The 14,647-nt window shown below is 67.8% G+C and carries 12 protein-coding genes; all 12 read right to left on the reverse strand.

Annotation, left to right across the window (positions count from 1 at the left end; all coding sequences use genetic code 11):
* Positions 1 to 238 precede the first annotated feature (238 nt).
* Complete coding sequence (locus GF399_00180; GenBank protein MBD3398732.1) at positions 239 to 622, reverse strand: hypothetical protein; 384 nt, start codon at positions 620 to 622, stop codon at positions 239 to 241.
* On the reverse strand, positions 615 to 1,109 hold the full coding sequence (locus GF399_00185; GenBank protein ID MBD3398733.1) for a hypothetical protein: 495 nt from the start codon (positions 1,107 to 1,109) through the stop codon (positions 615 to 617). Before GF399_00185 ends, GF399_00180 begins: the two co-directional genes overlap by 8 nt.
* Positions 1,090 to 1,383 carry a hypothetical protein gene (locus GF399_00190; protein ID MBD3398734.1) on the reverse strand — a complete coding sequence of 98 codons (294 nt, stop codon included), beginning with the start codon at positions 1,381 to 1,383 and terminating at the stop codon, positions 1,090 to 1,092. Before GF399_00190 ends, GF399_00185 begins: the two co-directional genes overlap by 20 nt.
* Positions 1,384 to 1,454: 71 nt before the next feature.
* Positions 1,455 to 2,198 (reverse strand): hypothetical protein, encoded by a 744-nt coding sequence (locus tag GF399_00195; GenBank protein ID MBD3398735.1) that lies wholly within the window; start codon positions 2,196 to 2,198, stop codon positions 1,455 to 1,457.
* A gap of 57 nt (positions 2,199 to 2,255) precedes the next feature.
* Positions 2,256 to 3,005: a hypothetical protein gene (locus tag GF399_00200; GenBank protein ID MBD3398736.1), complete on the reverse strand. Its 750-nt coding sequence runs from the start codon at positions 3,003 to 3,005 to the stop codon at positions 2,256 to 2,258.
* A gap of 85 nt (positions 3,006 to 3,090) precedes the next feature.
* Positions 3,091 to 6,471, reverse strand: a complete 3,381-nt coding sequence (locus GF399_00205; GenBank protein ID MBD3398737.1) for a hypothetical protein — start codon at positions 6,469 to 6,471, stop codon at positions 3,091 to 3,093.
* A 223-nt stretch (positions 6,472 to 6,694) separates the two neighbouring features.
* Entirely contained in the window at positions 6,695 to 7,144 is a 450-nt protein-coding gene (locus GF399_00210; protein MBD3398738.1) for a hypothetical protein, read from the reverse strand.
* 9 nt (positions 7,145 to 7,153) lie between these two features.
* Entirely contained in the window at positions 7,154 to 8,461 is a 1,308-nt protein-coding gene (locus GF399_00215; protein ID MBD3398739.1) for a hypothetical protein, read from the reverse strand.
* A 126-nt stretch (positions 8,462 to 8,587) separates the two neighbouring features.
* Positions 8,588 to 9,460: an orotidine-5'-phosphate decarboxylase gene (gene pyrF, locus GF399_00220; protein ID MBD3398740.1), complete on the reverse strand. Its 873-nt coding sequence runs from the start codon at positions 9,458 to 9,460 to the stop codon at positions 8,588 to 8,590.
* Positions 9,461 to 9,465: 5 nt separating this feature from the next.
* Entirely contained in the window at positions 9,466 to 10,788 is a 1,323-nt protein-coding gene (locus GF399_00225; GenBank protein MBD3398741.1) for a hypothetical protein, read from the reverse strand.
* 327 nt (positions 10,789 to 11,115) lie between these two features.
* The gene (locus GF399_00230; GenBank protein ID MBD3398742.1) at positions 11,116 to 12,753 is read right to left on the reverse strand and encodes a hypothetical protein; all 1,638 of its coding nucleotides are present in this window, start codon (positions 12,751 to 12,753) and stop codon (positions 11,116 to 11,118) included.
* Positions 12,750 to 14,558: a hypothetical protein gene (locus GF399_00235; GenBank protein ID MBD3398743.1), complete on the reverse strand. Its 1,809-nt coding sequence runs from the start codon at positions 14,556 to 14,558 to the stop codon at positions 12,750 to 12,752. The genes GF399_00230 and GF399_00235 overlap by 4 nt, the downstream gene beginning before the upstream one ends.
* Between the last annotated feature and the right edge of the window lie 89 nt (positions 14,559 to 14,647).

Below are 14,647 nucleotides of genomic sequence, written 5' to 3' on the forward strand. Positions count from 1 at the left end.
CGGTGGGCTTGAGGGCCATCGTCGCCGTCCTTGTCTGGGTTTGTCCCGGGCCTGGGGCTCGTTGGGGCTAGATTACTCTATGCTCGTCCGTCGCAGCGGGTTAACGTCGGTTACCGCCGCTGCGCGGGCTGATGCCCGGTCTCAGTATCAGCTGGCTCAGCGGTTCGCGAACCCCGACGGATACTAAAACGACCCCCTAAGACTAACCCAGGGGGCCGGGGAAGGCAAGGGGGGCGGCCTACAGACCGTCGAGCAGCTTGGTGATCCGGTCAGTCATACGCAGCGAACGCTTGGTCATCAGATGCAGGCGCTCGATGTAGTTGTCGTCATAATCGGCCAGACGGCGATTGTGCATCAGCTTTTGCAGCGAGCCGGTTAGTTCCAGGTTGGTCTCGCTGCTGCTGTCCCGAGCGGCGAAATAGCTACAGATATAGCCGTGGTTACGCAACTGGTCCCGGGTGACACTACCATCCATCTGGATGATATACCTACGACTCAGCGACAGTGCAGAATAGTACGCCCGGCTGATCGACGACCGACACCGCGCCTTGTCCAGATCCGTTTTGATCGAGGCGGGGCATAGTTCCTGGGCCAGCTCGAAGAAGCTGTGCCAATCAAACATCGTAGTTGATGTCTACCATTACGTCGTTAGTATAGTTGGTCGGCTTATACCACCATTCGTCCTCGAAGGCCTCCATCCCCGCTAGCAGCTCCTCATCCTCCAAATCTGATTTAACAAGAACAAGAATCTTTTTATAAGGTTCGTCACCAAATACGTTAAGCGATAACCTAGCGTCTGGAATATACTTATCGATTATTCTAGGTATATTTGCGATAGTTTTTATATTAACATTATTACTTAGGAGCAAATCAAGAGCGCTCTCAGATATATTATTATAATGTAAATACAAGTTGGTCATCAGTTCCTCATTTGCAGTTGACACGGTTTTTTTATCTAAAGTGTCAAGTACAATATTCTTGTCTGTTGTTGAAGGTTCTTGAAACTCATCATCAATCTCAGTATAAGTTGAAGCTCGACATAGAATGAACATTAGCCGCATAAGCTCTTCGCTATATAATGTATTTGAATTATTCATTAGTTCCCTCAAGCTGCTTCTTCAAAGCACGGAGTAAACCTTCTGCTACATGAGTCGGCATAGCGATACTTGATATAGCTTCGCGTTTAAGAACTAGATTGTGTTCCTGAATTGCTTGATGTTTTTCTTTATCTTTGATAACACCGATATCTACAAAGTCAATAATAACAAAAGCCCCTCTGTTCGTAACTAAAGCGTAATCCACAAAATGGCGCCCGTGAGGGTTTTTTTCTATGTCTATCGATAGATCAACGCTAATACCATCTTGGGGCTTTTCGGGGCACATACGAACCTCCTTTCAACAAAGTGAATAATAGATGAAAAGGTCACTCTTTTCAAGGATGACCTGGCTATGGGCTACCCCACCCCTAGGTAGTGATCCCCGCTGACCCGAAGCTCCTTCTTGTTGATCCAGCGTGAGCCCGCCGGGGTGATGACCATCACCTCGACCTCGCCGCCGACGGTCCGGCCGCGGGGTTGGAAGCGCATCAGCTCGACGGTGCTCTCGACGGCGTAGGCGGCGAAGTCGACGGCCTCGCCGAGGGGCATGGCCGACCACTGGATCTGGAACTGGGTCAGGGCGGTGTAGTCGTCGCCGCTCTTGACGTAGAGGGGCTGGATGAGGCGGGTGAGGACGTCGCAGACGCCGCGCCAGCTCAGGCCGTGGTGTCCGGGTACGCAGGTCTGCTTGATGTAGTTGTTGGCGACGTAGAGGTCCCAGATGCGCGGCGCGGGCTTGCCGTCCTCGCCGTCAATATAGCCGCCAACCAGGAAGCCGGTGGGCAGTTCGCTGTGGGCGTCGCGGATGTATTCGAGGAGGCGCCGGGCGACGTCGTCGACGTTGGTGGTCTCGTCGGTTTCGTCGAGGATGAACTCGGTGAGGACGCCGCCGATGGGGTTGCCGTGGATGTCGGCGGCGCCGTAGGTGCAGATGCCGACGCCGGAGGGTGTCAGGAAGGACTTGGCGCTGTAGTCGGAGATGCCGACGGCGGTATGGGTCTGGGAGCCGTCGTTGAGGGTTCGGGTCTGGGTGAAGGTCAGGCGGCTGTCGGCGGCCATGACGATGCCGTCGGGGACGTAGAGGGCGACGAGGAAGGACATGGGATTCTCCGGAGAGGTTCGGGGGGGGGCGCGGCGGCCCCCCCGTTTCTCGTAGTGCTAGTCGAAGGGGTTGTAGAAGTCGCGGCTGACGCCGAGCTCCTTGCGGTGGACCCACCGGGCGCCCTCGGGGGTGATGGCGAGGACGTCGACGGGACCGCCGACGGTTCGGGGTCGGGGCTGGAAGCGCATCAGCTCGATGGTGCTCTCGATGGCGTAGACGGCGAAGTCGACGGCGTCCTGGAGGGTGAAGAAGGCCCACTGGATCTGGTAGTAGGGCAGGGGGTTGAACTCGCCGGTCTGGTTGTTCTTGATGTAGGTGGGCTGGATGAGCCGGGTGACGACGTCGGTCTCGCCGCGCCAACTGAGGCCCTGCTGGCTGGGGTCGTTCTGGCGGACGGGGGCGTCGGCGGGGACCCAGACGTCCCAGAGCTGCTGCTCGCGCTCCCGGCCCTTGCCCTTGTAGCCGGCGACGAGGAAGCCGGTGTAGAGGGGTTGCTCGAAGTTGGTTTTGAAGTACTGCTGGATCTGCTTGGCGACCTCGTCGACGGGGGTGTCGGGGGCCAGCTCGTCGTCGACGAAGTCGCGGATCAGGCCGCCGATGGGGGCGCCGTTGATCAGCGAGGTGCCGTAGGTCGAGATGCCGACGTCGTTCTTGGTGACGAAGGTCTTGTAAGCGCTGTCGGACATGCCGACGGCGATATGATGGTGGTTGACGTCGTCCACCTGGTGGACGTCGTTGTAGGTGGTGCGGCTGTCCGAGGCCAGGACCAGGCCCTCGCGGACGTAGAGACCGACGATGAAGCTCACGTGCGCTCCTCCCTGGAGAACGGCGTTACGGTTTGGGGGACCGAAGGTATCATAGCAGAAATCAGCCGCCGTTCGGGCGGGCGGGTTAGAAAAAGACCTTGGCGTCGAGGGAGCCGCGGTGGACGGTTTCGCGGCCGGGTTCGTTCTCGCCGGTGTAGGAGAGGGAGAGGGCGAGGTTGACGCCGAGGTTGAGACCCAGCCAGGCCCGCCAGCGGTGATCGACTCCGGGGCGGCGGTAGAGCAGGGATTCCGTGGTGGGGGGACCGTCGAGGGTGTGCTCGCGACGGCGCCAGGAGAGCTCGAGGGAGCCCCAGCCGCCGAGGGATAGCTGCAGGGCCGGTGTCAGGGCCCAGGTGGCCAGGCGGGAGTCGCCGGCGGCGGACCGTTGGAGGGAGACCCGGCGTTCGGCGCGCAGGCGCGGCCGCCAGTCCCCCAGGCTCAGCCGGGGTTCCAGCCAGAGCCGCCAGCCGTCGACGGCGCGGTCGGCGTCGCCGGCGCCGAAGTAGGACAGGGCGCCGCTGCGCCACTCCTCTTCGTAGGCTCCGCCGGCGTAGAGCCGCAAGTCGTTGAAGGGGGCGTAGTCGGCCCGCAGGCTCCAGCTCCGGGAGCCGTAGCGCTCCCGGCGGGGCTTGATGCGGGCGTCGAGGCCGTCGGTCCAAACGAACTCCAGGGCCGCGCCGCCGCGGGGCTTGACGGGCCAGAGTTCCAGATCGATCCGGGCCTCGACCTCGCCGGTGGCGGCGTCTTCGTCGAAGAGGTTCGTCAGCAGGGCCCGTTGGAGGGTCGAGCCGGGGCCTTCGTTGGCGGCGCGCAGGGTGGCGTTGAGCTCGAAGAGCTCGGCCCAGCCCGCCGGGCAGAAGCGCCGGGGCCGCAGAGAGAGGGCCAGGGAGCCGGCGGCGTCGACGGCGCGCTCGGGCTCTCCGGCGGGCAGCAGCTCGCGGTCGTAGTAGGCTTCGGGGTCGCCGGGATCGAAGATGTAGATCCAGTCGTCGGGATTGTCGGGGTCGGGCTCGCGGCGGTAGTTGCCGACGCCGTCGGGGGAGTAGACGTACTGCTCGACGTAGGGGTAGCTCCAGCTCCGTCCCAGCTCGTAGTCGGCGTTCAGGGCGAGCCCGCCGCTGAACAGGGTCCAGTCGAGGCCCAGGCGGCCGGCGTCGCTGACCCCCGTCGGCTCGCGGGGCTCGTCGCGTCGGTCGAAGGCTGAGCGGCGGCGGTAGTCCAGGGAGAGCCGCCCGCTGTCGGTCGGTCGCCAGTCCAGGCCGACGAGGTGGGTCTGAGAGCCCGTCTCGAGGGGACGGTCCCACTCCAGCCCGGCGCCGTACTGCCGGCCGTTGAGGTAGTCGTAGGCCAGCACCAGGGACGGACCTGGACGCAGGCTGACCCCGGCCGAGTAGTCGAGGCGCAGCCGGTCGGGAGCGCCGCGCCGCTCGTCGTAGTCCAGGCCGAAGCGGGGCTTCAGCCAGCCGAGGTCGGGCGCGAGGGCCAAACGATGGCCGTAGGCCGCCAGCTCGAGGGGACCGTCGTCCGCGGGCCGCAGGGCCGTCGACGCCCGCCGGTCGGTCAGCCCGCGCTGCAGGGTGAAGCCGTATTCCAGGCCGAGGGGGGCGGGCCACTCGAGGGCGGCGCCGAGTTCGTACTGCCGTCGGAACCAGTCACGGAGCGCCGGGAGGCTCGGGGTGGCGTAGACGGTCCGGGGTGCTTCGGCGGTCAGCCACAGCCCGGCCCCGGAGAGCCAGAGGGTGGGGCCTTCGGCGAAGCGCCAACCCAGGCGGCCGTCGAGATGTTCGCGTAGCGCCTCCTCCGGCGTCAGACCCCAGCGTTCGTAGAAGGACGGTGCGGTGTCGCCGGGGGCCGACGGGGTGAACTCGGCCCCGCGGCGCTCGGCGTCGGCCTCGAACAGCAGCCTGCCTGCGCCCAGCTCCCAGGCGCCCTCCAGTTCGAGCCGACCGGCCAGGCCGGCGTTGTCGTCGTCGTGGCGACCGGAGAGGGTGTTGGCGTCGTAATCGGACAGGGCCAGCTCCAGCTCGCCCTCGAGGCCGGCCGCGCTCAAGCCCCCCGTCAGCAGGGCCAAACTGTGGCGGCGCGGCGCCGGCAGGACCCAGCTCTTGCGCCGGTAACCTCCGCCGGGGCTGGGGACGAATTCGTAGCCCCCCGTGTCCTCGTCGTAAACCAGCTCGTAATCGCCCGCGCCCGCGCCGACGTACTCGAAGGAGTACTCGCCCTCCAGGGGCAGCTCGACGGGCTCGTCGCCCGCACCCTCCAGCAGCAGGCGGTCCGTCTCCGTCATCCCCCACAGGTCGGCCTCGACGTCGTCGGCCTCGTGATAGTAGGCGACGCTCCAGTCCGTCGGCCCCAGGGCCAGGCGCAGACCGCCGCCGTAGAGGTCCCGGCGGTAGCCCCGGCTGGTGTACTCGAAGCGCACCAGGACCTCGGCCCCGGTGGGGAAGCCGAGGGTCGGATTGAAGGTCAGGGCGCCCAGAGTGTAATCGATGACATAGTCGGCGTCGCGGCCGCGGCGTAAGCGGCGGCCCTCGAGATAGACCTCCTCGGAGCCCGGCACTACGACCAGGTTCGTTTCACCGTCGGCGCTTTCAAGGAAATAGGGACCGGCGACGCCCGGTTCCGGGGTGAAGCGCTGGGCGGTGGTCTGGCCCGGTGCCCGGCTGAGCACCGCCCTCAAGCCCCAGGCCTCGTAGTCCAGCCGCACCTGGCCGCCCTCCAGGCGGCGTTCACCGGGTCCGTAGCGCTCCTCGACCTTCCCCGTCGGTCCGCTGAGGTCGTAATCGCCCAGATCGAGACGCAGCTCCTCCGTCCAGGCCGACAGCCGAACCTCGTCCAGTTCCTCCAGCTCCGCCGTGGTGCCCGCGACGCTGACCGGCAGGTCCTGGTCGGACAGCACGCCCTCCAGACGCAGGCCCGAAGTCAACTCGCCGGAAAGGCTGACGTCGAGGGACTGCTCCAGGCCGACGCCGCCGGCGTCCAGGCGCAGCCCCAGCCCCTTGGAACCCGTTATCTCCAGGCGGTCACCGACGCCGACGTACTGGGCGTACTCGCCGGTCAAGCGCAGCTCCGGCGGCTCGACCCCCGTCAGCGGCAGGTAGCGGTAGCTGAGCTGAACGACCTCGCCGGGCTGCGGCGTGACGGTCAGCAGCAACAGCCTGCCCGCGTCGTAATCCAGCCGGTAATCCGCCAGGGGCGCCAGCACCCGCCCGGCGTAGACGACCTCCTCGCTACCGCGCAGGATGCCCACGTGGGGCAGGGCGAACTCCCTGGTCGCACCGTCTCCGGTCAGCTCGATCAGCGTCCCGGGCGTGGCCCGGTAGACCTCGCCCCCGACCGCTTGCGTTACGGCGAAAAGCGCCAGCAGCACGCTGAGGCGGCGGTGGAAGCGGCGCTGGAGGGGATTGGGAAACATGGTCTGGGTAGGGGCGGCCGCGAGCCCGTTGAAAAGCGCGAACTGTGACAACGCAAGGCTCCGCGGGCCGGAACCGGCACGGTTTTTGCATCTCGGCGACCGTTACCGGCGGGTGTAACGCTGCGCCTCCGCAAAAACCGTGCCGGTTCCGGCGGTGGGGGGTCCGGGTGGTTTCGCTCCGTCTGCTGAACTGCTTTTCAACGGGCTCGCGGCCGGGGTTCCGGCAGAATCGAACAACGGAGCGGGGCCGGCCCCGCTCCGTTGTTGGAGGTAGTTAGTCGGCGGCGCCGCCGGAGTCGTCGTCGGGGTGTTCCTCCAGCCGTTCGATGAGGCGGACGAGGGGTCGGCGGCGGCGGCGGTCGTAGCGCGAGGCCGTCCAGAAGGCGCCGGCCAGGAAGAGCAATCCGCCGCCGACGGCCAGGCCGGTGCCCGCCGTCGTCGTCGTGTCGACGAAGAGGGAGAGCAGCAGGTAGCCGACGATGAAGGCCGCGACGGGCAGGCCGAAGACGAGAAGGCTCAGGCCGATCATCCGCCGCGGGGTGATCTCGAGTTTGACGGTTTCGCCGGGTCGGGCGCCGACGGTGTTGTCGGCGATCAGGCTGTAGGGCTTGCCGGGGTTGAGGGAGTGGCAGATCTTGCAGTCGCCGCAGCTTTCGTCGCGCAGGATTGTAACTTCGGCCCGGTCGTCGTCCAGCAGCTCGATCACTTTGGCCCGTTCGATCATTCCCGTCCCTTAGAACTGGACCTCGGCGCGGACCCAGGCGGTGATCTCCCGGCTCTCGTCGACTTCGGAGCCTTCGACGTCGTAGAGGGCCACGGCCCATTGACGGTAGTCGCCGCCCAGGACCAGGTTGAGCCAGGCTTCCTCGAGGCGCGGCGTCCAGCAGACCCGGGGTCCGCCGAAGAAGGAGGCGTCGAGGGATTCGTCCGACGAGGTGCCTTCGACGTTCTCGCCGGCGGTCGAGGGTTCGGTGTAGCCGCCGCCGAGGGCGATCCGCAGCCCGTCGCCGAGGAGTACGCCGGGTTCGAAGTACACCTCGTAGGCCATGGTGCTGGCGATGGGGTCCTCGGAGTCGTAGGGGGTGAAGACGTTGAGACCGTCGGCGTCGTTGGAGCCCCAGTAGTCGAAGTGGGCGGCGACGTAGCCGTCGAACCAGCCGCTGCGGATGGTCAACTCCGGGTAGACGAACAGGTGCATGCCGCCGGTTTCCAGACCGGAGCTGGCGTTCTCGACTAGATCGGCGTAGTTGTGGTAGGCGACCAGCAGCCGGTAGCCGGGCTCGCTGGACCAGTTGCTGAGCTCCAGGCCCAGGGCCAGGGTCTGCAGGGGGTCGTGGCGCGTCTCGAGCTCTCCGGCGAACTGGTCCATGCGGAAGGTCCAGGCGTCGGGCGGGTTGTCGTCGCGCATCCCCGGCGCCCGGGAGACATACTGGTCGAAGAACAGCTCGCGCACGTCGTGGGGTGTGGCGTCGGCGACGACGTAGGCGGCCAGCTCGAGGGCTCCCGTGTCGTAGTTGACCCGGAAGCCGGCGGCCAGGGCGTCCTGCTCGAGATCCGTCCGGCCCAGGCCGATAAAGAAATCGTAGTCCAGGGCGCCGAAGTCGTAGACGGCGCGCAGGCCCAGCGGTCGGCTCTGGTAGACCCGGCCGACGGCGTCGGGGCCGTCGAGTTCCCAGTTGTAATGTCCCCCGGCGCCGAAGCGCAGATCGTGCAGGCCGACGCGTAGGTCGGCCACCGGAGCGAAGGCGAACTCGGCGTAGCCTTCGCGCAGCTCGGCGCCCAGCTCACCGGCGGCGTCGTAGTCCATGCTCAGCGTCCCGGCCAGACCGCCCCAGTCGCCGAAATCGTGCTGGAAGCCCGGCCGCAGGATCAGCTCGCCGAAGTAGATGTCGTCGCCGTCGCCGTCGCCCGTCGTCTCGCCGATCTCGGCCCGGGTGAAGTCCGAGCCGAAACGGCCGTAGAAGGTGCCGTTGAACTCGAGGGCCCCGACGAGACCCGCGCTGAGTACGATGACGATCGCCGTGAGCTTGATCAAACGCATAAAACCTCCACCACTGGGCCTTGGCGAGCCGGGTTGGAAAAGGTGTTCGTTCTGGAAGCGGTCTGGAAGTTGTTGTTGGCAGCGGGCGGTGCAAGTTATTAACGCCGGGGGCGGGGCGGGCGTTCCCTAGGCCGGGTCGGCCAGCTCCTCCTGCATGCGCAGGGCGGCGCGGGCCACGGCCTGGCGCCAGTTGAGCTTCGCATCCTCGAAGGCGAAGATGATCCCGCGGCTGGAGTTGACCAGGGCGGGGCCCTCGAGAGCGGCGGCGACGTCGACGGCGCCGGCTCCCTGGGCGCCGTAGCCGGGCAGCAGCAGGGGCAGCTCGCCGAGCTGCACGAGAGCGTCGCCCAGTTCCTCGGGCCGGGTGGCGCCGAAGACCCAACCGACGGCGCCCGGGTACTTCTCGGCCCAGGCGGCGACCAGATTGGCCGCGGCGCGCCACAGCGGACGGCCGTCGACCAGCTCGAGGTCCTGGAGCTCGGCGGCGCCTGGGTTGCTGGTGCGCACCAGGACGTAGACCCCGCGTCCCGTCCCGGCGGCGGTCTCGAGGAAGGGCTCGACGGAATCGCCGCCCAGGTAGGGGTTGACGGTGACGGCGTCGACGGGGAAGGGGGCGTCGTCGTCGAGGAAGGCGGCGGCGTAGGCGGCGGCGGTCGAGCCGATGTCGCCGCGCTTGGCGTCGGCGATGACCAGCAGCTCGTGCTCGCGGGCGTAGTCGATGACGTCGGTCAGGGCGCCCAGGGCGGCGGGACCGGCGGCCTCGAAGAAGGCCAGTTGCGGCTTGACCGCCACGGCGTAGGGGGCGACGGCCTCGATGATCCCGCGACAGAAGCGGCGGTAGGCCTCGGCGGTGCGCAGGGCGGCGGCGTCGGTCAGGTCCTCGACCTCCCGGCGCAGCCCGGCGGGCAGGCGGCCGTAGCGGGGGTCCAGACCCACGCAGACGCGGGATTGCTTGGCCTCGATCAGGGCGTTGAGCCGGTCGCGGTAGCTGGCGGGCACGTTGATCACTCCTCGTAGTCGCCCAGCAGGCGGTTGAGCTGGTAGCAAGCGATGGCGTAGCCGGCCCGGGCGTCGGTCAGGGAGCGCTCGGCGGCGGAAAGGTTGGCCTCGGCCTCCAGTGCGGCCCGCAGGGTGCCGGAGCCCAACTCGAGTTTACGCCGGGCCAGCTCGAGATCGTCGACGGCCCGGGCGTGACTGAGCTCGGCGACCTCGACGCTGAGTCGGGCGGCCTCGAGGTCGTTGAGAGCCAGGCGCAGGCTCAACTCCAGGCTGCGATCGGCGTCGCGTTCGGCCAGGCGCGCTCGCAGCCGGGCCAGGTTCGTCGAGGAGCGTTGGGCGTTGGTGGCGAAGCCGTCGAACAGACTCCAGGAGAGGTAGGCCCCCAGGGTGAAGTTGTAGCCCTCGTCCAGGGCCCCCTCCTCGAGGGGCGTTTCCTCGGACCAACTGTAGCTGCCCTGGAGATAGGCCTGGGGCAGATAGCCGGCCAGGGCGGCGCGGTGGTTGGCCGCGGCCTCCTCGACGGCGGCCCGGGCGGCGAGCAGCTCCGGGGTGTCGTCGGCCAGGGCCAGGGCTTCGGCTAGATTCGTGGTCAGCGGCTCCGGCTGCGGTACTTCGATCTCGATGGGCTCGTCCAGGTCCAACCCGCAGAGAAAGGCCAGATTGGTCCGGGCCGACTCGACACTGTTGGCGGCCTGGATGACCGCCAGCTCGGCGCTGTCGACGGCGGCCCGGGACTTGAGGGCGTCGGATTGCGGCAGGGAGCCCACCTCGGTCAGCCTCTCGGCGAAGCGCAACTGCTCGCGGGCCGAGGTCAGGGAGCGTTCGGCGCTTTCCAACCGGCTGCGCGCCCGGTACAACTCGACGTAGGCCGAACGGGTCTCGAAGACCACCTGATCGGCCAGGGCGGCGGCATTGGCCCGGGCGGCCGTGGTAGCCGCATCGGCGGCGGCGATGCCCTCGTAGTTGGCGCCGCCCCGGTAAAGGTACAGGTTGGCCTGGGCGCCGAGGGTGGCCCGGTTCTCGACCTCCTCCGGCGAGGCGAACTCGAGCTCGTCGCCGGAGAAGGGGTCCTCGAAGGTCATCGTCGACGGACCGCTCCAGTTGCGCAGCAGGCCGGCGCTCAAGGCGATAACCGGCGTATAGCTGCCCCAGGCCGCCAGGCGGGCAGCCCGGGCGGCGTCGACCGTCGCCGCCGCCTCCTCGATCCGGCGATCAACGCCCCGGGCCAGCTCGACGGCCTCGTCCAGGCTCAACTCCAGGGCCCCGACGCCGCCGACGAGCGGCAAGGCCAGGATTGCGATCGTTGCTGACAGAAGGCGATTGTTCATTTCCTCAAGGTGAAGGGCCGACGCGGGCGGCCGGGCAGCGCGATTCCCCGTCCGCCCGGAGCGTCATGCGGTTGAGTTTACAGCTAAGATACCCTGACGCTTCGGACGGATCGCCCGTGGATTACTCGGGCTGCCGCCCCGGCGCCGGCAACCGACGGCTGAACTTGCGCCGCCGGTCTTGACCCGCCGGAGTTGGCACGGTTTTTGCGACACCACGACCCCCGGAACGGCCCACGGGTTTCGCCGCCGCAAAAACCGTGCCAACTCCGGCGGGGCGGGGTTCGGTGTTAGCTCGGGTTTGCCGGTCGTCGGTTGCCGGCGCCGGGGCTAGCCGTAGGCGTGGAGACCGCGGATGATCAGGTTGCTCAGCAGGTTGAGCACGGCGACGAGGAAGGGCGCCAGGGCCAGCCAGCCCAGGCGGCGGTCGCGCCAGTCGCCCACGCGTCGGGCGTGGAGGTAGAGCAGCAGCACGATACCGGCGAACAGGGCCAGGGTTTCCTTGGGGTCCCAGCTCCACCAGGTGCCCCAGGCCTGTTCGGCCCAGATCATTCCGGCCAGGATGCCGCCGACGGCGTAGAAGGGGAAGGCGAAGCTCAGTGAGCGGTAGGTGTAGTCGCTGAGCGTCGCCGCCGTGGGCAGGCGGCCGGGTTTGGCCGGATCGGCGGAGTAGCTCTTGATCAGATAGAGGACGGCGAAGATGAAGCCGACGCCGAGGATGCCTTCGCCGATGGCCACCAGCCCGACGTGGAGGGTCATCCAGACGCTGTCCAGGGCGGGCATGATCTGTTGAACGATTCGTTGGCCGCGGATATCGGAGAGCAGCCAGAGGGCGAAGACCAGCAGCACGACGCCCAGGCCGCCCTGATGCATCTCGCGCCGCAGAGCGAAGTATAGATAGACGCCGACGATGCTCCAGGACAGCAGGGCCAGGAACTCGAACATGCCCGAGGTCGGCGAGTGGCCGGAGAGGTACCAGCGCAGGGCCAGGAAGGCGGCGTGGGCGACGAAGCCCAGGCCGACGGCGCCGATCCCCAGCCAGGCCAGGCGGGAGCGGTTGAGGATCAGGGCGACCAGGAAGAGCAGCCCGGCCAGGGCGTAGGCGTAGTGGGCCCAGTCGTAGAGGGGCAGGCGTTTGTAGGTGGCGTAGGCGGAGCGGAACTCCTCGGCGGGATAGCCCTCGCGCCAGTCGTTGGCGGTGACGAGGCGCTCGTAGAAGGCCGACAGGGCGGTCTGTGTCGCCGCGGGATCCCCGGTGCGGGCGGCGCCGGTCAGCTCGGCGGCCAGCCCGTACAGGGCCGCCTGGTCTTCGAGCTGGGCCAGGGAGGCGTCGGCGCCCTCCAGCATCGCCGGTTCGGCATCGACGGTCAGCCTTTCGAAGTCGCTGCGGGCGGCGTCGACGGCCAGGGGATCGGAGCCCTGGTTCAGGTCGCGCCAGCGATTGTCGTACTCGGAGGGCGGCGCGAGCAGCAGCAGATCGGCCAGACGGCCGTGGGCCGCGATGAAGCCCAGGCGTTGACGGATTTCGCGCAGTCGGCGGCGGGAGGCGTCGTCGGCGGGCTCCAGGCCGTCGAGCAGGGCGGCCGCTTCCACCGGGGCGAGGTGGCGGCTTTCTGCGATGCCCAGGCTCGGGCAGGCGGGCAGATAGAAGACGGGTTCGCGGTCGGCCCCGCCGGTGAGGAACCACAGGGCGAAGGCGGCGGCGTCGAGTTCGCCGGCGCGGCCCGGTGGGGTCCGGCCGTCGGTCAGTTGCTCGCGCAGATGGGCGGCGAAGGAGAGGAAGACCTCCTCGTTGCCGCCGACCTTGATGCCCGCCTCTTCGAGCCCTTCGGGGATGTCGAGTTGGAGCCAGAGATCGACGGTGTCAGCGCCGGGATCGCGGTCGAGGGGGGCGATATCGTTCGGTGGCGGTCCGTCGAAGGCCCAGGCGCAGCATACCAGACAGAGCAGCAGGGTGGTCGTTTTCATTGCTGGCCACCCCCTTCCGGCGACAGCAGTTTTCGCAACCGTCCCTCGGTCAGGCGGGCGCTGCGCACCATCACGCGGTTGTCTTCCAGGCGCAGCCAGAGGCGCCGATGGGGGAAGAGGACGAACAGCACGGAGCCGATGGTCAGCAGCGCCACCCCGGGCCAGAACAGCCACAGGCCGGGATCGCGCTTGAGTTCTAGGCCGCTGATCGGCTCGGGTTCACCGAGGCGGTAGGCGGCGGCCGTTTCGTCGTCGAGAGCGATGACGGCGGTCGGATCGGCGTCCAGGGAGGCGGGCAGTGTCCACGGGGTGGCCGCGGAGCCTTCGTCGTCCAGCAAGCCGCGGCGCAGCAGCAAGCCTTCGTGGACGGCGAAGGCGACGTGAAGGGGTTGACCGTCCCCGCCCCGCGGCGGCAGCCAGGTGCCCGCGCCGCCGGTTTCGCCGCCGTAGAGCCGGTGACGTTCGATCGCGGCGGGCAGCTCGGGTTGCGGCGTCGAGGTGTAGATGACGCGGCCCAGGCTGATCGCGTAGCCGCCGGCCTCTAGGGCTCCTTCGGCGCCGCCGAAGCGGCGGGCGAAGACCCGGGCTCCATCGACGATAACCTCGCCGTTCCGGGTCAGGCGGACGGTGACGGCGGGGGCCGGCGCGCCGTCGGAAGTCAGCGCCGCGGCGTCGAAGCCCAGCACCTCGACGTCGTAGCCGCCGGGCAGGGCCGTCGGGCCGCCCTCGAGGGGCACGCGGATATTGCGGCTGAGCGGCGCGGGTGCGGCTTGAGCGGCCGCAGCCTCGACGGCCTCGGCGGCGGGAACGGTCCCTGCAGCGGCAGGGCCGGTTTCCTCGAGGGGTACCTCTTCGGGCACCGGCAGATCGAGATTCTCGGCGGCGGGGGTCGGGGGAGGCTGGGTCAGGGGCTCCAGACGCAGCTCGACGGCCAGGGGGTAGGCCTGGGAGCGCTGGTAGGCGTGGAGCTGTTCGACGAAGGTCGTCAGCTCGGCCGGCGGCCCGAGGTAGAGTTCGACGGGCTGAATTTCGTCGACAAAGCTCTGGTAGGCCGCCAGGCCGTCGCGGCGGTAGGGCAGGTTGACCTCGAGGTGGTGCCTTTCCTCGGCCCCGTCCTGCGGGTCGCGCACCTCGAGCTCGGTGTAGTAGGACAGCACCCGGCCGGAGTTGGGATCGGTCAGGGTGCCGAAGTCCGGGCTGGAGACCTCGAGCCCGGCGGCCATGTGCGGTGGTACGAGCTGGACCTGATCCTCGAACAGCACCAGGGTGGCCGAGTCGCCGCCGAGGAGCTTGAGCGCACCGGCCAGAATCAGCAGGGCTGTGCCCAGGTGCAGGGCGGCGGAGGTCCACCAGGCCCAGCGTCCGCGCTCGGCGTAGAGGGCCTCATCGTCCCGGCGTACCGTCCAGGAGCGTCGCTTGAGTCGCACGGAGGTCAGGGAGAGGAACTGGCGGGGCTCGCCGGTGAGGGTCAGCGTCCGTTGGGGTCGGAAGGCGCCGCCGGCGGCAGCGGCGCGTCGGCGTCCGCGCAGGCTGCGCAGGCCGCAGACCGTCGACGAGACAGTCAGCCAGGCCAGCAGGAGGATGAAGTACGGGGTGTGGAACAGGTCGTTGGCGCCCAGGGCGAAGATGATCTCGGACCAGCCCTCGCCGTAGAGTTCGACATAGGCCCAGGCGGGTCCCTGCTGCAGAATGAAGGCGCCGACGAGGGAAATCAGCGCCGTCGCCGTCAACAGCCAGAACAGCACCCGTAGTGAGCCGAAAAAGCGCCACAGACGACGCGGGATACTTGCCTCTTTGTCAGCCATCCGACCGTCCGGGGTGGTTGGAGCGTGTAGGCTTCAATATACCACTCGGATCGAGGTCGGGGCAAGCCGCGCGGTCCTGCAAATGGACG

This window comes from Candidatus Coatesbacteria bacterium, assembly GCA_014728225.1.
In the GTDB taxonomy this organism is placed as follows: Bacteria; RBG-13-66-14; RBG-13-66-14; order RBG-13-66-14; family RBG-13-66-14; genus WJLX01.